The organism is Kribbella sp. NPDC104218, assembly GCF_055584105.1.
In genome coordinates this window covers 89,601-107,901 of sequence record NZ_JBVJMQ010000005.1, presented here as the reverse complement: position 1 = coordinate 107,901, position 18,301 = coordinate 89,601, and the positions used below count along the sequence as shown (strand labels likewise).

The window sequence follows — 18,301 nt, the reverse complement described above, 5'->3', positions numbered from 1 at the left end:
CCCATCCTCCCCAAGACCGCGCGCCGCCGCCTCCCGAATTCGGGGCTGGGTGTGGCGGCTAGAGGTAGGTCTGGGTGCTGGGGGGTGCGGATTCCATCCAGGCCAGGACGCCGGTGAGGGCTTCTTCGGTCATGGCGAAGTGGACGGTTTTGTCGCGGAGCTGGGCGTCGACTATGACGTGGCCGGCGTAGGTGACGAGGGGTTCGTTACCCATTGGACGGCGGGTGCTGATGCTCTCGAGCTGGCGGCGGTTGACGGTGAGTTTGGGCCACCAGGCGAGGCTGAAGACGCGGAACCACTGGAGGTCGTCGCCGACGTAGCGGGCCAGGCCGAGGGCCCAGCCTCGGCCGTGGTCCTTCTCGGCGAGCTGGAGGCTGCAATCGAAGGTGCCGCCGGCCCTGGTCAACCAGCGGCGGCGGCACGCGAAAGCGATGATGAGCAGTACGACGGCAGCCAGACAGACCCCGACGACATCGAGGACTGTCCTCATACCTTGCGACCCCATTTCCGGTGCCAAGCGTCCGGCACCGCCGGAGAACCGTGCTGTCAGTGACGTTGTTCGATTATGGCAGGTGGGGTGGAACCGGTATCGGCCCCACCCCACCCACGGCGTTTCAGGAGGCTGTTTCGGCAGCCCGGACGCGCGCCTCGGCGAGGCGGACCTCGTCCGCGTCGGCCTCGCTCGCGGTCCCCGTCTTCAGCGCCAGCTCGAGCTCACGACGGGCCTCTTCGAGGTCGATGTCGTGACCCATCTCGGCGTTCTCGGCCAGGATCGAGACCCGGTCGTTCGCCACCGAGATGAAGCCGTCCGGCGCGGCGGCGACGAGGAAGTCCCCGTCGACGGTCCGCACCTGAACGGTGCCGCCCTGGAGCAGGCCCAGCAGCGGCGCGTGCCCGGGGAGGATACCGACGTCACCGTCGGTGGTGCGGGCGATGACAATCGTCGCCTGCCCCTCCCAGACCACCCGCTCGGCCGCGACCAGCGCGACCTCGAGGTGCTTACCGGACTCCTCGGCCATTTACAGCTCCTTCTGGAGCTCGGCCCAACGCCGCTCGACGTCGTCGAGCGAACCGACGTTGAAGAAGGCCTGCTCGGCGATGTGGTCGCACTCGCCCTCGGTGATCTTCTTGAACGACTCGATGGTGTCCTTCAGCGGCACCGTCGAACCCGGCGTGTTGGTGAACTTCTCCGCCATGTAGGTGTTCTGCGAGAGGAACTGCTCGATCCGGCGCGCGCGGGCGACGGTGATCTTGTCCTCTTCGGAGAGCTCGTCGACACCGAGGATCGCGATGATGTCCTGCAGTTCCTTGTTCTTCTGCAGGATCTGCTTCACGCGGACGGCGACGTCGTAGTGCTCCTGGCCGATGTACTGCGGGTCGAGGATCCGCGACGTGGAGGTCAGCGGGTCGACGGCCGGGTACAGACCACGCGACGCGATGTCACGCGAGAGCTCGGTGGTCGCGTCCAGGTGAGCGAACGTCGTCGCCGGTGCCGGGTCGGTGTAGTCGTCGGCGGGCACGTAGATCGCCTGCATCGAGGTGATCGAGTGACCGCGCGTCGAGGTGATCCGCTCCTGCAGAACGCCCATCTCGTCGGCGAGGTTCGGCTGGTAACCAACGGCCGACGGCATCCGGCCGAGCAGCGTGGAGACCTCGGAACCGGCCTGGGTGAACCGGAAGATGTTGTCGATGAAGAGCAGTACGTCCTGCTCCTTCACGTCGCGGAAGTACTCCGCCATCGTGAGGGCCGACAGCGCGACGCGAAGACGCGTGCCCGGCGGCTCGTCCATCTGGCCGAAGACGAGCGCGGTGTCCTTGAACACGCCCGCGTCTTCCATCTCACCGATCAGGTCGTTGCCCTCACGGGTGCGCTCACCGACGCCGGCGAACACCGAGGTGCCACCGAAGTTGTGGGCGATCCGGTAGATCATCTCCTGGATCATGACGGTCTTGCCGACGCCCGCACCGCCGAACAGGCCGATCTTGCCGCCCTGGACGTACGGGGTGAGCAGGTCGAGGACCTTGATCCCGGTCTCGAGCATCTCGGTCTTGGACTCGAGCTGGTCGAAGGCCGGCGCCTTGCGGTGGATCGGCCAGCGCTCGGTGATCTCGAACTCGGACTCGTCCTGGTTCAGGCACTTGCCGGTCACGGACCACACGCGGCCCTTGGTGACGTCGCCGACCGGGACGGAGATCGCCGCGCCGGTGTTGCGCACCTCGGCGCCGCGGACCAGACCGTCGGTGGGCTTCATCGAGATCGCCCGGACGATGTTGTCACCGACGTGCAGCGCCACCTCGAGGGTGATCGTCGTGGTGACCTCGGCCAAGGTGATGTCCACCTCGAGCGCGTTGTAGATGTCGGGCATCGCGTCCGCAGGGAACTCGATGTCGACGACCGGGCCGATGACCCGGGCAACACGGCCTACGGCAGCCGCCGCGCCGCTGTTGTCTTTCTCGGTAACCGTCGCTGTCATCTCTCTCACTCGCTCCCGGCGGATGCGTCGGCCAGCGCGTTGGCGCCACCGACGATCTCGCTGATTTCCTGGGTAATGGCCGACTGCCGCACCTGGTTGTACTCACGGGTCAGTCGTTCGATCAGATCCTGCGCGTTGTCCGTGGCCGACTTCATCGCGCGCTGCCGGCTGGCCAGCTCGGACGCCGCTGCCTGCAGCATGCAGAAGTGGATCCGGCTCGCGACGTACTTCGGCAGCAGCCCGTCGAGGACGTCCTCGGCGGACGGCTCGAACTCGTACAGCGGCAGTACGTCGTCGGCCGCCGGCGCCTCGGCGCCCTCGACGACCTCCAACGGCAGCAGCCGGATGACATCCGGCTTCTGGGTCAGCATCGAGACGAACCGGGTGAAGACGATGTGGATCTCGTCCACGCCGCCTTCCTCGGTCGGCGTGAGGAAGGCCTCGATCAGCGCGTCGGCGACCTCCCGGGCCCGGGCGAACGACGGCGCGTCGGACTCGCCGCTCCACGACTGCGCGACCTCACGCTGCCGGAAGGTGTAGTAGGCGATCCCCTTCCGGCCGGTCAGGTACGGGACGATCTCTTTCTCGTCCTCGCGGAGCAGCTGGTTCAGCCGCTCCCCCTCGCGGATGACCGAGGACGAGTAGGCGCCGGCCTGGCCGCGGTCCGAGGTGATCAACAGCACCGCGGCCCGCTTGGGGTTGGGCTTCTCGGTGGTCAGCGGGTGGTCGACGTTCGAGAACGTCGCCACCGCCGACACGGCGCGGGTGAGCTCACGCGCGTACGGACCGGCCGCCTGGGCGCGTTGCTGCGCCTTGACGATCCGGGACGCCGCGATCAGCTCCATCGCGCGCGTGAGCTTCTTGATCGTGGAGACGGAGCTCCGCCGATCCTTCAGCTCGCGTTGGGTTGCTGGCATGGACGATCAGCCCCGCTTCTGCCGGACGATCTGCTCCTGCTCGACATCGCTCTCGTCCAGCGCCTCGGCCTCTTCGCGGCCCACGAGCAGCTGCCCGTCGGAGGTCTGGAAGGTCGACTTGAACGTCGCCAGCGCGTCCGTCACGGCCTGCTGGGCGTCGTCCTCGAACAGGTTGGACTCGCGGATGCCGTCGAGCACCTTGCTGTCGCGGCGCAGGTACTCGAGGAACTCCCGCTCGAAGCGCAGCACGTCGGCCACCGGGACGTCGTCGAACTTACCGGTGGTGCCGGCCCAGATCGAGACGACCTGGTCCTCGACCGCGTACGGCGAGTACTGCGGCTGCCGGAGCAGCTCGACCAGCCGCTGACCGCGGTCCAGCTGACGGCGCGAGGTGGCGTCGAGGTCGGAGGCGAACATCGCGAAGGCCTCCATCGCGCGGAACTGCGCGAGGTCGAGCTTCAGCGAGCCGGAGACCTTCTTCATCGCCTTGACCTGCGCGGCGCCGCCGACCCGGGAGACCGAGATACCGACGTCGATGGCCGGGCGGATGTTGGCGTTGAACAGGTCCGACTGCAGGAAGATCTGGCCGTCGGTGATCGAGATGACGTTGGTCGGGATGAACGCCGAGACGTCGTTCGCCTTGGTCTCGATGACCGGCAGACCCGTCATCGAACCGGCGCCGAGCTCATCGCTCAGCTTCGCGCAACGCTCGAGCAGCCGGCTGTGCAGGTAGAAGACGTCACCCGGGTAGGCCTCACGGCCCGGCGGGCGGCGCAGCAGCAGCGACATCGACCGGTAGGCCTCGGCCTGCTTGGTCAGGTCGTCGAACACGATCAGGACGTGCTTGCCCTGGTACATCCAGTGCTGGCCGATGGCCGAGCCGGTGTACGGCGCGACGTACTTGAAGCCGGCCGCGTCGGACGCCGGGGAGGCGACGATGGTGGTGTACTCCATCGCGCCGGCCTCTTCGAGCGCACCGCGCACGGAGGCGATCGTCGAGCCCTTCTGGCCGATCGCGACGTAGATGCAGCGAACCTGCTTCTTCGGGTCGCCGGACTCCCAGTTGGCCTTCTGGTTGATGATCGTGTCGACCGCGATCGCCGTCTTACCGGTCTTGCGGTCGCCGATGATCAGCTGCCGCTGACCGCGGCCGACGGGGATCATGCCGTCGATCGCCTTGATGCCGGTCTGCAGCGGCTCGCGGACCTCCTGGCGGTCCATCACGCCGGCCGCCTGCAGCTCCAGCGCGCGGGTGCCCTCGATCCCGGTGATCTCACCGAGGCCGTCGATCGGCTTGCCCAGCGGGTCGACGACGCGACCCAGGTAGCCCTCGCCGACCGGGACCGACAGGACCGAGCCGGTACGCCGGACCTGCTGGCCCTCCTCGATACCGCCGAACTCGCCCAGCACGACGACGCCGATGTCGCGGACGTCGAGGTTCAGCGCGATGCCCTGGGTGCCGTCCTCGAACTCGAGCAGCTCGTTGGTCATCACCGAGGGCAGGCCCTCGACGTGCGCGATACCGTCACCGGCGTCGATGACGGTGCCGACCTCTTCGCGGGCCGCTTCGGCCGGCTGGTAGTCGGTGACGAACCGATCCAGGGCGTCCCGGATCTCCTCCGGCCTGATCGTGAGCTCAGCCATTGTGCGTTTCCTGCTTCCTTGACCCTTGCTGGCCTGTTGTGGCTCTAAGAGGCTTGACCGACCCTTAGCGCCGCTGTTCTGTCGTTAAGGGGGTTCAGCCCGCGATGCGCCGTTGCGCCTCGTCGAGCCTGGCCGCGATGGTTCCGTCGATCACTTCGTCGCCGATGTCCACCCGGACGCCGCCGACGACCTTGGGGTCGACGATGACGTTCAGCTGGATGTCGCGGCCGTACTGCCGCGCCAGCGCCGAGGAGAGCCGCGTGCGGTCGGCCTCGGACAGGTCGGTGGCGACCCGGACGACGGCGATACTCGCGCTGCGCCGGGCGGCTGCCGCGACCTGGTACGAGCGCAGGGACGCCGCGAAACCGCGGCCCCGGCCGTCGACGGCCCGCTCGGCCAGCCGCACGGTGGCGGGGTCGGCCTTGCCGCGCAACAGACCCGCCAGCAGCTCCTGACGGGCCGCGACCGGGATGTTGCGGTCGCTGAGCTTGTCGCTCAGGCCGCGCTCGGACGCGACGATCCGCTCCAGCCGGAACAGCTCGTCCTCGACGTCGTCCAGCTTGCGCCGGCTGTCGGCGTAGGCCACCTCGGCCTCGACGCTCAGCTGGTCCAGCGCGTTGCCGAGGTCACGACCGCTGACCCAGCGGCCGGACACGGCGACGGTCAGGAGCTCCTGCGCCTGGGCGGAGATCTTGCCGCCGAACAGCTGCTGGACGAGCGCGCCGCGCTGGTCCCGCGAGCGGGCCGGATCGGTCAGCGCGCGCCGCAGCGAGCCCGTCCCGTCCAGCAGCCGGGCGACCGCGAACAGCTCGGCGCCCAGCCCCTCGGTCACGGCGACACTCGCCAGGGCCTCCTGGGCCCGGGCGAGTGACTCGTTCGATGCGCCGCGCATCAGCCGTCCGTTCCGACGGCCGCGCGGGCCGACTCCGATGCCTCGAGATCGGCCAGGAAGCGCTCGACGGTCCGGCGCTGCCGGGCCTCGTCCTCCAGCGACTCCCCGACGATGCGACCGGCCAGCGTGGTCGCCATCGTGCCGACCTCGCTGCGCAGCGAGGCAACCGCCTGCGACCGCTCGGCGTCGATCTGCGTGCGCGCGTGGGTGACGATCCGCTCGGCTTCGGCGTTCGCCTGCTCACGCATCTCCGCGATGATCTGCGCACCCTGCTCACGCGCGTCCTCGCGGATCTTCGCAGCCTCCGAGCGGGCCTCGGCCAGCTGCGCGTTGTACTTCTCCAAAGCCGCCTTCGCCTCGGCCTGGGCCTGCTTGGCCTCGTTCATCCCGCCTTCGATCGCCGCGGTCCGATCGGCGTACGCCTTCTCGAACTTCGGTACGACAACCTTGGCGAAGGCGATGGCCAGCAGGATCAGGAAGACGAAACCGAAGATGATCTCTGCGGTGTGAGGCAGCAGCGGGTTGACTTCCTCGCCTGCCCCAGCCAGAGGTAGCACCAACGTCGTCATGTCTAGGTCCTGTCAGTCAGAGGAGTGGATCAGGCGCCGCTGGAGCGGAACACGAAGGCCAGGGCGATACCGATGATCGCCAGAACCTCGGTGACGCCGAAGCCGATCCAGGCGATCGACTGCAGCTTGGCCTGGGCCTCCGGCTGCCGCGCGGTGCCGTTGATGACGGCGGCGAAGATCAGACCGACGCCGACGCCGGGGCCGATGGCCGCAAGGCCGTAACCGAGGACCGCGATGTTGCCGCCCAGTGCGAGGGCCAGCTCAGTAACCATGGTTCCGGTATTTCCTTTCAGTACGGATAGAGGGCCTATCCGGGTTTCCGTTACTACGGGTTTGTGGGGGTGGTGCTGATCAGTGCTCGTCGGCGATGGCGCTGCCGATGTACTGCGCGGTGAGCACGACGAAGATGTAGGCCTGGATGCACTGGACGAACAGCTCCAGCCCGGCGATCGCGAAGCCCATCAGGAAGGTCAGGATGCCGACGCCGCCGAGGCCGATGCTGCCGGACTCGAAGACCATGTACTCGCCGCCGAGAACGAACACCAGCAGCAGGATGTGGCCGGCGAACATGTTCGCGAACAGCCGCAGGCTCAGCGAGACCGGCCGGACCAGGATGTTCGAGATGAACTCGATCGGGATCATCAGCGGCATCAGCCAGGCCGGCACACCGGACGGCATCGTCTGGTGCTTGAGGTAGCCGAGCAGGCCCTTCTTCTTGATGCCGACCGCGTTGTAGATGACCCAGCTCATGATCGCGGCCACGTACGCCCAGCCGATGTGGCTGAAGGTCGGGAACTGGATCAGCGGGATCGTCGCCGCGACGTTGTTCAGCAGGATGAAGAAGAACAGCCCGGTCAGGTAGGGCACGTACTTCATGTAGTCCTTGCTGCCGATCGCGTCCCGCGCGATCGAGTTGCGGACGAAGTTGTAGCCCAGCTCGCCGGCGAACTGCAGTTTGCTCGGGACCACGGCGGCCTTACGGGACGCGCCCCAGAAGAACCAGATGATCACGACAACGCTCAGCGCGGCCACCAGCACAGGCTTGGTGAACCATTCCACGCCGTGGATGATCGGCGGGGTCTCGAAGCTCCCGGGACCGGGCGGGGTGAATTCGGTCGGAACGCCGGTGATCACCGGGTCTCCTCTCGCGTCGTGCTCAAGTCGGACGCCTTGTAGCAAAGGGCAGGGCGGCTCAGGGCATGGCGGTCAATAACGTCAGACCCGGCAGGGATCAGGACTTCGACCCGTACCGGAAGTTCAACAACAAGATGGTCAGCCCGGCACCGAGCACGATGCCGATCACGACCAGGAACTGGGTGCCGAACAAGCGATCCAGCCCGAACCCGATGCCCCCGTAGACCAGGACACCGCCGATCAAGTAGGACAGGACCCGCCAGCCGTCCCCGGAGGTGTCCGGCGTCGGCTTCGGATCCTTGTGCTCGCTCATTGGCACCCGAAAGGTACCAGCCCGCGACACGCCGGGTCACATCGGCACCGGCGACCTCCGTCACAGCCCGGAAACCGTTACTGGACGTGGTCATTGGTTGACCTCTTTGTCCAGGTCGTAGATCGGCACCCGCAGCCGCGACCAGGACCAGATCTCGCCGGCCATCCAGCCCAGGATCACCACCAGCGCGACGATCCCCAGCACGGTCAGGTTCACGTGCCGTTCAAGCGTCTCCGAGCTCAGCGCGAGCGCGAGCAGGCCGCCGAAGATCGCGATCCGGCCCGTGTACGACGCCATCGCGACCGCGAGCTGCATGGTCGGATCGGCCTTACGGGACAGGTGCATCGCGAGCAGACCGACGCCGGAGAAGAAGATCACCATCAGCAACCCGAGCAGCGCGCCCCACAGACCGGGCATCCCGGCGGCGACCGCCGAGATCGCGATCGCGTTCACACCGACGACAACGGCGGCGACAAGAGCGCCGCGCAGCATCGCCAGCGCCGGGTGCCTGGTGGCTTGGCCGGCGACGTCCGGGCTGTGAGCCGAGGGAGCCATCTGGTGGTTCCGTCCTGCTGGCGACCAGGTCTCGCGGCCAGGTCGTCGGGTTGGGCGGGGTCAGGGGTATCGCTGTTGTTCTGCGGGTGCTTGTGAAAACTAGCACAAAGTCTGCACCGTCAGCAAAACGAAGGCCCCTGCCGCTGTACAGCCCCACACTATCGGTAGGCCACACAGCCCAGTGGTCTGGTCCCCGCCGGGGCCGGATCAGACCTTGGCGAGCGGTTTCCGGACGCCGCGCGGGGAGCCGGTGGTGAGGAGGACGGCGGCGACGGCGATGGCCAGCACGATCAGCGCCGTCCACCAGGTCAGGACCAGGCCGAGGACGACGACGCCGAAGGCGATCAGGATCGTCCACAGGTACATCAGGAGGACTGCTCTGCGGTGCGAGTGGCCGCGCTGCATCAGGCGGTGGTGCAGGTGCAGTTTGTCGGCGGCGAACGGCGACTGGCCGGCTTTGGTGCGGCGGATGTAGGCCAGGGTGAGGTCGAGGGCGGGGATCGCGAGGACGGCGATCGGCAGCACCAAGGGGAGCAGCGCCGGCAGCAGGCTCGAGCCGCCGACCTCGTACGGGACGGCGTTCGGGTCCATCTGGCCGGTCAGGCTGATGGTCGACGCGGCCAGCATCAGGCCGATCAGCAGCGCGCCGGAGTCGCCCATGAAAACCCTTGCGGGGAAGAAGTTGTGCGGCAGGAAGCCCAGGCAGGCGCCGGCCAGCGCGACCGTGATGAGGGTGGACGTCGTGGCGCGGTCCAGGTCCTGCTCGACGTTCAGCAGGTAGGAGTAGGTGAAGAACGCGAGCGCGCCGATCGCGGTGACGCCGGCGGCCAGGCCGTCCAGGCCGTCGACGAAGTTCACCGCGTTGCAGGAGACCAGCAGGATCCCCGCGGTCAGGACGGCGAGCAGCGCCGCGGACGGCGAGATGACGCCGCCCGGTAGCGGCAGCCAGTACAACTGGATGCCCTGGACAACCATCACGCCGACTGCGAGCACCTCACCGGCCAGCTTGGTGATCGCGTCCAGCTCGTACAGGTCGTCGATCACGCCGACCGCACAGATCACCGCGCCGCCGATCAGGATCGCCCGGCCGTCGTGCGCGACCTGCAGGCTGTCGCCGAGGAACGGCAGGCTGGACGCGACCGCGAACGCGGCGATCAGCCCGCCGAGGATCGAGACACCGCCGAAGTACGGGATCGGCACCTTGTGCACGTCCCGGGCCCGGACCCGCGCCACGGCGCCGTACCGAAGAGCGACTTTCCGGGCCACGCCGGTCAGCAGGAAGGTCGTGGCCATCGCCACGAACAGGACCAGCAGGTACTCGCGCACTAGTCCGCAGGCCTCACATCAGGATCGGTCGGCTTCTTGCTGTCTTTGGGCGGCTCTTCGGTGGCCGCCTCGGCTTTGGGCGGCTCTTCTTTGGACGCTTCGTCGACCGCTTCGGTTGGCTTGTCGTCGGTCGGTTCGGCCGGCTTGTCGTCCGCGACCGGTTCGGCCGGCTGGTCGGCGACGGGCTCGTCGGCGGCGGCGACCTCGGGGACGACCTCGCGGAGCTGGGCCAGACTGAGGGCGCCGAGGCGGATGACGCGGGGCGTGTCGGTGGTGATGTCGACGATCGTCGACGGCTCGCCGCCGGTGACCGCGTCGCCGTCCAGGTAGACGGCGACCGAGTCGCCGAGCTGCTCCTCGGCGTCGTACACGTCGAGCGCGGCCGGCTGACCGCTCTTGTTGGCCGAGCTGACCGCGAGCGGGCCGGTGCGGGACAGCAGCTCCCGGGTGTTCTCGTGGTCAGGGACGCGCAGCGCGACCGTGCCCTGCGTCTCCCCCAGGTCCCACATCAGGGAGCCCTGCGCGTGGCAGATCACCGTCAGCGGCCCCGGCCAGAACTTCTCGCACAGCTTCCGCCCGGCCTCCGGGACGTCGGTGGCCAGCGCGTCGAGCGACTCGACGACCGAGATCAGCACCGGCGGCGGCATGTCCCGGCCACGCCCCTTGGCGTCCAGCAGCCGCTGGACGGCGTCCGCCTTGAAGGCGTCCGCGGCGATCCCGTAGACCGTGTCGGTCGGCAGGACGACCAGGTCGCCGGCCTCGATCGCGTCCACGGCCGCGCGGTACGCGGGGGCCAGTTCATCACCGGTGAAGTCGAAGCGCTCACTCACGCACCGAATCGTGCCACTCACGCGGCCGATCGCGTCAATCGGGCTCCGCTCAGCCTTGAGTTGACACTCGATTGTCAACTTTCCTCCCCTCCGGGCCGCCGACTCCCTAGGATCCCGGCCATGACCGTGACGCGTGAATTCCTTGCCGGACTGCCGAAAGCCGAGCTGCACGTCCACCACGTCGGATCCGCCTCGCCGCGGATCGTCGCCGAGCTGGCCGCCCGGCACCCGGGCTCGCCGGTCCCTGCCGACCCGGCCGCGCTGGCGGCGTACTTCCAGTTCACCGACTTCGCGAAGTTCATCGAGATCTACCTGACCGTCGTCGACCTGATCAAGACACCGGACGACGTCCGGCTGCTCACCTACGAGATCGCCCGCGAGATGGCCGCCGAGCAGCGCCTGCGGTACGCCGAGCTGACCGTGACGCCGTACACCTCGGTGCTCCGCGGGATGCCGGCCGAGGCGTTCTGCGAGGCGATCGAGGACGCCCGGGTCGCGGCCGAGAAGGAACTCGGCATCACGCTGCGCTGGATCTTCGACATCCCCGGCGAATCCGGCCTGCCGGCGGCCGAGGAGACGCTGCGGATCGCGACGAAGATCCGCCCGGAGGGTCTGGTCGGGTTCGGGCTCGGCGGGCCGGAGATCGGCGTCCCGCGGCCGCAGTTCCAGCCGTTCTTCGACGCGGCGATCGCCGAGGGCCTGCACAGCGTGCCGCACGCGGGTGAGACCACCGGCCCGGAGACGATCTGGGACGCGCTGCGCGTCCTGCGCGCCGAGCGGATCGGCCACGGCACGTCGGCCATGCAGGACCCGGCGCTGGTCGACTACCTCGGCGAGCACCGCATCCCGCTCGAGGTCAGCCCCACCTCCAACCTGGCCACGCAGGCGGTCGCGTCCTACGACGTCCACCCGCTGCCCGCCATGGTCGACGCCGGGCTCGTCGTCACCATCAACACCGACGACCCGCCCATGTTCGGCACCGATCTGAACAACGAGTACGCCGTCGCCGCCAACCTCCTCAAGCTCGACGCGGCGGGCGTCGGCGAGCTCGCGAAGACCGCCGTCCGGGTGTCCTTCGCCGATGACGCACTGAAGGACACCCTGACGGCCGAGATCGACGCGTACGTCGCTGAGAACGCCTAAACCGGGTCGAAGTACCAGCGCTGGCAGGCGCCGCCGTGGAACGGCCAGATGATCACGTCGGAGCCTGCTGCGGCGTTGCAGCCGGCTACGTCGAGCGACTTGCCGCTGCCGACGCCCAGTAGCTGGTAGGCGCCGTTGGACAGGGCGGTGATCCGCCACTGCTGACAGGTGCCGCCGTAGTAGTCCCAGAGCTGCACCGGCTTGGCGTCGGTGGTGACGCAGCCCGCCACCTCGACTGCCTTGCCGGTGTTGCTGTCGACGACCTTGTAGACGTTGCCGTCGACCGCGGTGACCTGCCAGCGCTGGCAGGGGCTGCCGGTGACGCGGTCCCACATCCGGACGTCGGCGCCGTTCTGGCTCTGGCAGTTGGTCACGTCCAGGTCTTTGCCTAGCTCGGAGCGGATCCGGTAGGTGCCGTTCGGCACGCTGACCGGGCGCAGCTGGAACTGCTGGTTCGCAGCGCCGGTGAAGGGGTGCTGTTCGAGCGCAGCGGGGTGAGCTCCGGCGTCCGTTATGGCCAACCCGTTGAGGGTGTTGACGATGCCGTAGACGTCACCGCCCTGCGGGTGCAGCGTCCAGCGCATGCCGTCCTGGTTGTTGCAGGTGTACTGGATCACCTTGGTACCGGGCGCCGTGCCGCTGTAGGCGCTGTCGGCGCACTTGCCGCTGTTCACGTTCTGCAGCTGCCAGCCGGTCTCGTAGCGGAACCGCCACTGCTGGCTGGTCGCCCCACTGCGTGGCCGGTGGCTCACGGCCGCCAGGTTGTCGACCGAACCGTTGGCCACGTCGATGGCCTCGCCGGTGGCCGGGTTGACGAACTCGTAGACCTGTCCGTGTCGTGGGCCGGGCCGCGAGTCCGGTGTGGCGCTTTTGATCAGCCAATCGCTGTTGGCCAGGTTCCAGTGAGTGGCGAGGTAGCTGCCCGCCGGTGGGTTGGTGTTGAAGTAGTCGTCCTTGTTGCAGTCCAGCAGCCGGTCGTTGTCCTTGTCGGCGCACACGACCCGGGTGTCCGAGCCGTAGCACATCAGGTCGTACTCGTCCTTGCAGTGACCGTTGTAGTTCGGCGCTGACGACTGGACGGCGCCGAAGGTGTGACCGAGCTCGTGGGCGGCGGCGTTGAAGCCCCAGCAGTTCGCTGACGCGTCGACGCGGGCGTAGCCGGTGTTGGTGTTGTTCGCGTTGTCCAGGCCCGGACGGTCGTCGTTGTACAGCGTGCCGACCCCACAGACCTTCTGGGCGTCGGCGTACACCAGGTACTTGCGGGCGCTGTCGCGGTAGCCGAGGTTCTGCAGGGCCGTGACCATGGAGTTCCAGGTCTCCAGACCACCTGTCGGTACGACGGCCTCGCGCACGTTGATCTGGCAGCCGCCGGACACCGCGTCCGTCACGTACCGGATGTGTCGGCTGGCGCCGGTCTGGAAGGCGCTGTCGTTGTACGCGGCATCGATCTCGTGCGCCCAGGCGCGGAAGGACGGCAAGAACAGCTGTAAGCGGCTGGCCTGCTGGGACTCCCGTGCGTACAGGATCTGCACTCGCTTACCGCTGGTGCCGTTGCCGTCGCAGACGATCTGGTTGGCGGCCATGGTCGCGTCCGCGACCGCCTTCGGGAGGGGCTGGGCCCGCTCGCTCAGATCGGCGTTCGGCAGCACCTCCGGGCCGCGGGTGCACTGGTCCATTCCGGCCAGTGCCACGCGTTGCAGGCCCGCGCAGAGCTCTGTCTCGGTCTTCGGTTGCGGACTCGGCGGGGCAGCCTCGGCCGGCACGGCCAGCACCGGCGTCATCAGCGCGACCGTCGCGGCCAGCACCCCCAGTTTGGACAGGACGGACATGACTCGCGTGCTCCTCACCGGTGACCGGCTCGACTGGCAGCCGGGTGCTGACAGTGGGCGACGAACCAATCACATACCGCGTATCCTGCGGTATACAACAGGTCAGGGGCGAGTTATTCGATCCTGGCCACAGGGTCAGACCCGGCGACCGGTCGCGAACCGGTGCCGGCCCGCAAGGTCGAGCTGGTCGCGGACTTCGGCGTACAGACCGGTCGCGGCGAACACCGCCGGCGCCGACTCCCCCTGGACATCCGCGTGCTCACACGCGAACCAGCCGCCCGGCTTGAGCAGCCGGCCCGCGGTCGCCGCGACGACCTTGATCTCGTCCAGCCCGTCGTCCCCGGACCACAGCGCGAGCGCTGGGTCATGGTCGCGCACCTCGGCCGTGACGGACTCCCATGCGGTCAACGGGATGTACGGCGGGTTGCTGATCACCGCATCCACCTGGCCGTCGAGCTCTGGCAGGCATCCGTCGATGTCACCCTCGTGCAGCGTCGCACCGGTACCAGCCAGGTTCCGGCGGGCCCACACGCAGGCCTCCGCCGACAGCTCCACCGCATGCACCACGGCGTCCGGCCGCTCGGTAGCCACGGCCCCCGCGATAGCCCCCGACCCCGAACACAGATCCACCACTAGCGGCGCCGTCAGCCCCGCAATCCGCTCCAGCACCCAGCCGACCATCACCTCGGTCTCCGGCCGCGGCACGAACACCCCCGGACCGACAGCCAGCTCCCGGTACCTGAACGCCGCCGTCCCAGTCAGATGCTGCAGAGGCTCCCGCTCAGCCCGCCGCGCAACCAGCTCGTCGTACGTACGCCGCTCGTCGTCCGAAGGGTCCCGCAGGTTCAACCGGCTGGAGCCGGTCACAAACGCGAGCAACTCCGCCGCGTCGTACTCAGGCGAGGCAACCCCCGCAGACCGCAGCCGCTCCGCAGCAGCCGCAACCAGAGGTCTCACTGGGCCTCTACGGCTTCCAGGCGGGCGGCGAGGTCGGCTTCGGTGAGGGCTTGGATGACGGGCGCGAGATCGCCGCCGAGGACCTGGTCGAGGTTGTGGGCCTTGTAGCCGACGCGGTGGTCGGAGAACCGGTTCTCGGGGAAGTTGTAGGTACGGACCCGCTCGGAGCGGTCAACCGTGCGGATCTGCGAGCGCCGGGCGTCAGAAGCCTCCTGGTCGGCCGCCTCCTGCGCAGCGGCCAGCAGGCGGGCACGGAGCACGCGCATGGCCTGCTCCCGGTTCTGCAGCTGCGACTTCTCGTTCTGCATGGAGACGACGATGCCGGTCGGCAGGTGGGTGATGCGGACGGCGGAGTCCGTCGTGTTGACGCTCTGACCACCCGGACCGGACGAGCGGAACACATCGATCCGCAGGTCGTTCAGATCGATCTCGACGTCGACGTCCTCGGCCTCCGGCAGCACCAGCACGCCGGCCGCCGACGTGTGGATCCGGCCCTGCGACTCGGTCACCGGCACCCGCTGCACCCGATGCACGCCGCCCTCGAACTTCAGCTTGGCGTACGGCGCCTCGCCCGGCTCCGGCGTCCCCTTCGCCTTCACGGCGACCGTGATCGACTTGTACCCGCCGAGATCGGACTCGGCCGAGTCGAGCACCTCGGTCTTCCAGTTCTGCGATTCGGCGTACTTCAGGTACATCTTCAGCAGATCGCCCGCGAACAGCGCCGACTCGTCGCCGCCCTCACCGGCCTTGATCTCGAGGATCGCGTCCTTGTCGTCACTCGGGTCCCGCGGGACGAGCAGGACCTGCAGCTTCTCGCTCAGCTCCTCGCGCCGGGCCGCCAGCTTGGTCGCCTCCTCGGCGAACGCCGGGTCCTCGGCCGCCAGCTCGCGGGCCGCCTCGATGTCGTCCCCGGTCTGCAGCCACTCGTCGTACGTCCGCACCACCGGCGCCAGCGCCGCGTACCGCTTACCCACCCGCCGGGCATTCGCCTGGTCGGAGTGCAGCTCCGGGTCGGACATCTGCCGCTCCAGCTCGGCGTACTCCGCCTTGAGCGTCTCAACCGCCTCGAACATGCCGCACTCCTCCTCTCGGGAAACCCCTGGACATACGAACCGCGCGCCGGTCCACCCCTGAGGGCGAACCGGCGCGCGGTGGAAAAGCTACTTCTTGGCGGCGTAGCGCTTCTCGAAGCGAGCCACCCGGCCGCCGGTGTCGAGGATCTTCTGCTTGCCGGTGTAGAACGGGTGGCACTGCGAGCACACGTCGGAGTGGATCGCGCCGCTCTCGGCCGTGGACCGCGTCTCGAAGGACGCGCCGCAGGAGCAGGTCACCTTCGTGTTCACGTACGTCGGGTGGATGTCGCTCTTCAAGACAATCTCCTAGGAATCAGGTGCTCCGGGTCGTCCACGGCGTGAACGTGAACCGGAACCGACGTACCAGTTTGCCACTTTGCAGCGGCAAACCGGTAATCAGGGGTCTTTCAGTCGCCGATCGTGGCGCCGGCCGACGGGGTGGTCTTGTTGACCACCCCCCGTCCCTTCCGTCTTTCAGTCGCCGTTCGTGGTGCTGTGGGTCGAACCGGCGGACGGGGTGGTCTTGTTGACCTGGAGCAGGAACTCGATATTCGACTTGCTCTCCTTGAGCTTGCCGATGAGCAGCTCCAGGGCGGCCTGGCCGTCGAGGGCGGACAGCACCCGGCGGAGCTTCCAGACGACCTGGGTCTCGTCCTTCGACATCAGCAGCTCCTCGCGGCGGGTGCCGGAGGCGACGACGTCGATGGCCGGGAAGATCCGGCGGTCGGCGAACTCGCGGCGCAGCCGGAGCTCCATGTTGCCGGTGCCCTTGAACTCCTCGAAGATCACCTCGTCCATCTTCGAGCCGGTCTCGATCAGCGCGGTGGCGAGGATGGTCAGCGAACCGCCGTCCTCGATGTTGCGCGCCGCGCCGAAGAACCGCTTCGGCGGGTAGAGCGCCGAGGAGTCGACGCCACCGGACAGGATCCGGCCGCTGGCCGGCGCCGCGATGTTGTACGCGCGGCCGAGCCGGGTGATCGAGTCGAGCAGGACGACGACGTCGTGGCCGAGCTCGACCAGCCGCTTGGCGCGCTCGATGGCCAGCTCGGCGACCGTGGTGTGGTCGTCGGCCGGGCGGTCGAAGGTGGAGGCGATGACCTCACCCTTGACCGTGCGCTGCATGTCGGTGACCTCTTCGGGCCGCTCGTCGACCAGCACGACCATCAGGTGCACTTCGGGGTTGTTCGTGGTGATCGCGTTCGCGAGCGCCTGCAGGACCATCGTCTTACCGGCCTTCGGCGGCGAGACGATCAGACCGCGCTGGCCCTTGCCGATCGGGCTGACGATGTCGACGATCCGGGTGGTCAGGACGCCCGGCTCGGTCTCCAGGCGCAGCCGCTCGGTCGCGTACAGCGGGGTCAGCTTGTTGAAGTCCTGGCGCTGCTTGGCGATCTCCGGGTCCGACCCGTTGACGGTGTCGATCCGGACCAGCGGGTTGAACTTCTCCTTGCGCTCACCCTCCTGCGGCTGCTTGACCGCGCCGGTGATCGCGTCACCCTTGCGCAGGCCGTAGCGCTTGACCATCGAGAGCGCGACGTACACGTCGTTCGGGCCGGGCAGGTAGCCGCTGGTCCGGACGAAGGCGTAGTTGTCGAGGACGTCGAGGATGCCGGCCGCGGGGACGAGCACGTCGTCCTCGCTGATCGTCGGCTCCGGGTCGAACCGCTCGCCGCGGCCCCGGTTACGGCTGGAGTCCCGGTCGCGGTCGCGCTCACGGCCGCCGGCCACCGGCTGGCCCTCGCGGGTGCGGTCCCGGTCCCGGTCGCGGCCCCGGCGGCGCCGGCGACGGCCCTCGCCCTCCTCGCCGGCCTGGTCCTGCCGGTTGTCGCGGTTGTCCCGGCCCTGGTCGCGACCGGAGTCGCCCCGGCCGGAGTTGTCCCGGTTCTGCTCGCCCCGGCCCGCGGTGTCGCGGCCGGAATTGTCCCGGCCGGAGTTGTCCCGGGCCTGGTTGTCGCGGGCGGAGTTGTCGCGGTTGCCGTCCCGGTTCTGCTCCCGGTTGCGGTCGTTGCGGTCGCGGTTGCGCTCCCGGCCGGAGTTGCGGGACTGCTCCCGCTCGCCGCGGTCCGCGGTCTGCTCGCCGCGGCTCTCGACGGTCGCGCCGTTCTGCGTCGCGACCTGGACGGCCGGCGCCTCGGCGGCGGCCGGAGCACTCTCGGCGGCCACGGTCTTCGGGGCCTCCGCGCTCGGAGCCTCGGTCTTCGGGGTCTCGGCCGCGGCCGCGGCACGCGTCCGCCGGCTGCCCCCCTCGCGCTTGGCCGGAGCGGTCTTCGCCGCCGGGGCCGCCACGCTCTCGTCGAGCGTCGGCTGGGTCGCCTTCGCCCGGGATCCGCCGGTGGAACCACCCGCGGCGCCGCCCGTCTGGGCGGCCTTGATCGCCTCGATCAGCTGGCCCTTGCGCAGCGCGCCGGTGCCTTTGATGCCGAGCGTCCCGGCGAGCTGCTTGAGCTCGGGGAGCAGCATGCCCTCGAGGCCGCCGCCGGCCTTGCGCCGACGCGCCGGCGAGGCGGCGTCGGATCCGGCGGCTTCAACAGTTTCTGTCACGTGAGGTCCTTCCCACACGGATCGTCGAGATGCGGACAGCACCATCGACCGTTTCATCGCCACGGCCGAACGAAACGGCACGTGGGTTCACAGGCTCTCGTTCG

Annotated in this window: 19 protein-coding genes; 1 reads left to right on the top strand and 18 read right to left on the bottom strand. The window is 68.7% G+C overall.

Features of this window, described 5'->3' with window-relative positions; genetic code table 11:
- Window positions 1-58: 58 nt before the first annotated feature.
- From ACZ6ZD_RS33930 to ACZ6ZD_RS33870, 13 genes are all read right to left on the bottom strand, one after another.
- Window positions 59-490 (bottom strand): DUF2550 domain-containing protein, encoded by a 432-nt coding sequence (locus tag ACZ6ZD_RS33930; protein WP_465678360.1) that lies wholly within the window; start codon window positions 488-490, stop codon window positions 59-61.
- Window positions 491-614: 124 nt separating this feature from the next.
- On the bottom strand, window positions 615-1,019 hold the full coding sequence (locus tag ACZ6ZD_RS33925) for a F0F1 ATP synthase subunit epsilon (RefSeq protein ID WP_465678359.1): 405 nt from the start codon (window positions 1,017-1,019) through the stop codon (window positions 615-617).
- Window positions 1,020-2,474, bottom strand: coding sequence for a F0F1 ATP synthase subunit beta (atpD, locus tag ACZ6ZD_RS33920; RefSeq protein WP_465678357.1), 1,455 nt, complete (start codon window positions 2,472-2,474; stop codon window positions 1,020-1,022).
- A gap of 5 nt (window positions 2,475-2,479) precedes the next feature.
- Window positions 2,480-3,391, bottom strand: a complete 912-nt coding sequence (locus ACZ6ZD_RS33915; RefSeq protein ID WP_465678355.1) for a F0F1 ATP synthase subunit gamma — start codon at window positions 3,389-3,391, stop codon at window positions 2,480-2,482.
- Window positions 3,392-3,397: 6 nt separating this feature from the next.
- Window positions 3,398-5,035 (bottom strand): F0F1 ATP synthase subunit alpha, encoded by a 1,638-nt coding sequence (gene atpA / locus ACZ6ZD_RS33910; protein ID WP_465678353.1) that lies wholly within the window; start codon window positions 5,033-5,035, stop codon window positions 3,398-3,400.
- 94 nt (window positions 5,036-5,129) lie between these two features.
- Entirely contained in the window at window positions 5,130-5,927 is a 798-nt protein-coding gene (locus ACZ6ZD_RS33905; RefSeq protein ID WP_465678352.1) for a F0F1 ATP synthase subunit delta, read from the bottom strand.
- Window positions 5,927-6,496 carry a F0F1 ATP synthase subunit B gene (locus ACZ6ZD_RS33900; protein WP_465678351.1) on the bottom strand — a complete coding sequence of 190 codons (570 nt, stop codon included), beginning with the start codon at window positions 6,494-6,496 and terminating at the stop codon, window positions 5,927-5,929. Before ACZ6ZD_RS33900 ends, ACZ6ZD_RS33905 begins: the two co-directional genes overlap by 1 nt.
- Before the next feature lie 29 nt (window positions 6,497-6,525).
- Window positions 6,526-6,768, bottom strand: coding sequence for an ATP synthase F0 subunit C (gene atpE, locus ACZ6ZD_RS33895; protein WP_465678349.1), 243 nt, complete (start codon window positions 6,766-6,768; stop codon window positions 6,526-6,528).
- 79 nt (window positions 6,769-6,847) lie between these two features.
- A complete protein-coding gene (atpB, locus tag ACZ6ZD_RS33890) occupies window positions 6,848-7,630 on the bottom strand; it encodes a F0F1 ATP synthase subunit A (RefSeq protein ID WP_465678347.1) in 783 nt (260 codons plus the stop codon).
- 97 nt (window positions 7,631-7,727) lie between these two features.
- Window positions 7,728-7,943 carry an AtpZ/AtpI family protein gene (locus tag ACZ6ZD_RS33885; RefSeq protein WP_171677227.1) on the bottom strand — a complete coding sequence of 72 codons (216 nt, stop codon included), beginning with the start codon at window positions 7,941-7,943 and terminating at the stop codon, window positions 7,728-7,730.
- Window positions 7,944-8,033: 90 nt separating this feature from the next.
- Entirely contained in the window at window positions 8,034-8,498 is a 465-nt protein-coding gene (locus ACZ6ZD_RS33880) for a hypothetical protein (RefSeq protein WP_465678345.1), read from the bottom strand.
- Between the two features lie 207 nt (window positions 8,499-8,705).
- Entirely contained in the window at window positions 8,706-9,824 is a 1,119-nt protein-coding gene (locus tag ACZ6ZD_RS33875) for a glycosyltransferase family 4 protein (RefSeq protein WP_465678343.1), read from the bottom strand.
- Window positions 9,824-10,654 (bottom strand): L-threonylcarbamoyladenylate synthase, encoded by an 831-nt coding sequence (locus tag ACZ6ZD_RS33870; RefSeq protein ID WP_465678341.1) that lies wholly within the window; start codon window positions 10,652-10,654, stop codon window positions 9,824-9,826. The genes ACZ6ZD_RS33875 and ACZ6ZD_RS33870 overlap by 1 nt, the downstream gene beginning before the upstream one ends.
- 120 nt (window positions 10,655-10,774) lie before the next feature.
- On the opposite strand from ACZ6ZD_RS33870, the gene ACZ6ZD_RS33865 reads away from it, so the two are divergent.
- Complete coding sequence (locus ACZ6ZD_RS33865) at window positions 10,775-11,797, top strand: adenosine deaminase (protein WP_465678340.1); 1,023 nt, start codon at window positions 10,775-10,777, stop codon at window positions 11,795-11,797.
- Here ACZ6ZD_RS33865 and ACZ6ZD_RS33860 read toward each other — a convergent pair.
- From ACZ6ZD_RS33860 to rho, 5 genes are all read right to left on the bottom strand, one after another.
- Window positions 11,794-13,626, bottom strand: a complete 1,833-nt coding sequence (locus ACZ6ZD_RS33860; protein ID WP_465678338.1) for an RICIN domain-containing protein — start codon at window positions 13,624-13,626, stop codon at window positions 11,794-11,796. The genes ACZ6ZD_RS33865 and ACZ6ZD_RS33860 overlap by 4 nt on opposite strands.
- Before the next feature lie 135 nt (window positions 13,627-13,761).
- Complete coding sequence (gene prmC, locus ACZ6ZD_RS33855) at window positions 13,762-14,583, bottom strand: peptide chain release factor N(5)-glutamine methyltransferase (protein ID WP_465678336.1); 822 nt, start codon at window positions 14,581-14,583, stop codon at window positions 13,762-13,764.
- The gene (prfA, locus tag ACZ6ZD_RS33850; protein WP_465678334.1) at window positions 14,580-15,656 is read right to left on the bottom strand and encodes a peptide chain release factor 1; all 1,077 of its coding nucleotides are present in this window, start codon (window positions 15,654-15,656) and stop codon (window positions 14,580-14,582) included. The genes prmC and prfA overlap by 4 nt, the downstream gene beginning before the upstream one ends.
- 87 nt (window positions 15,657-15,743) lie before the next feature.
- Window positions 15,744-15,953, bottom strand: coding sequence for a 50S ribosomal protein L31 (gene rpmE, locus ACZ6ZD_RS33845; RefSeq protein ID WP_171677233.1), 210 nt, complete (start codon window positions 15,951-15,953; stop codon window positions 15,744-15,746).
- 177 nt (window positions 15,954-16,130) lie between these two features.
- Window positions 16,131-18,197 (bottom strand): transcription termination factor Rho, encoded by a 2,067-nt coding sequence (gene rho / locus ACZ6ZD_RS33840; protein WP_465678332.1) that lies wholly within the window; start codon window positions 18,195-18,197, stop codon window positions 16,131-16,133.
- Between the last annotated feature and the right edge of the window lie 104 nt (window positions 18,198-18,301).

Excerpts from the sequence above, each read along its gene's own strand:
- ACZ6ZD_RS33930 (WP_465678360.1), bottom strand. The coding sequence starts at position 490 with ATGAGGACAGTCCTCGATGTCGTCGGGGTCTGTCTGGCTGCCGTCGTA.
- ACZ6ZD_RS33925 (WP_465678359.1), bottom strand. The coding sequence starts at position 1,019 with ATGGCCGAGGAGTCCGGTAAGCACCTCGAGGTCGCGCTGGTCGCGGCC.
- atpD (WP_465678357.1), bottom strand. The coding sequence starts at position 2,474 with ATGACAGCGACGGTTACCGAGAAAGACAACAGCGGCGCGGCGGCTGCC.
- ACZ6ZD_RS33915 (WP_465678355.1), bottom strand. The coding sequence starts at position 3,391 with ATGCCAGCAACCCAACGCGAGCTGAAGGATCGGCGGAGCTCCGTCTCC.
- atpA (WP_465678353.1), bottom strand. The coding sequence starts at position 5,035 with ATGGCTGAGCTCACGATCAGGCCGGAGGAGATCCGGGACGCCCTGGAT.
- ACZ6ZD_RS33905 (WP_465678352.1), bottom strand. The coding sequence starts at position 5,927 with ATGCGCGGCGCATCGAACGAGTCACTCGCCCGGGCCCAGGAGGCCCTG.
- ACZ6ZD_RS33900 (WP_465678351.1), bottom strand. The coding sequence starts at position 6,496 with ATGACGACGTTGGTGCTACCTCTGGCTGGGGCAGGCGAGGAAGTCAAC.
- atpE (WP_465678349.1), bottom strand. The coding sequence starts at position 6,768 with ATGGTTACTGAGCTGGCCCTCGCACTGGGCGGCAACATCGCGGTCCTC.
- ACZ6ZD_RS33885 (WP_171677227.1), bottom strand. The coding sequence starts at position 7,943 with ATGAGCGAGCACAAGGATCCGAAGCCGACGCCGGACACCTCCGGGGAC.
- ACZ6ZD_RS33880 (WP_465678345.1), bottom strand. The coding sequence starts at position 8,498 with ATGGCTCCCTCGGCTCACAGCCCGGACGTCGCCGGCCAAGCCACCAGG.
- ACZ6ZD_RS33865 (WP_465678340.1), top strand. The coding sequence starts at position 10,775 with ATGACCGTGACGCGTGAATTCCTTGCCGGACTGCCGAAAGCCGAGCTG.
- ACZ6ZD_RS33860 (WP_465678338.1), bottom strand. The coding sequence starts at position 13,626 with ATGTCCGTCCTGTCCAAACTGGGGGTGCTGGCCGCGACGGTCGCGCTG.
- prfA (WP_465678334.1), bottom strand. The coding sequence starts at position 15,656 with ATGTTCGAGGCGGTTGAGACGCTCAAGGCGGAGTACGCCGAGCTGGAG.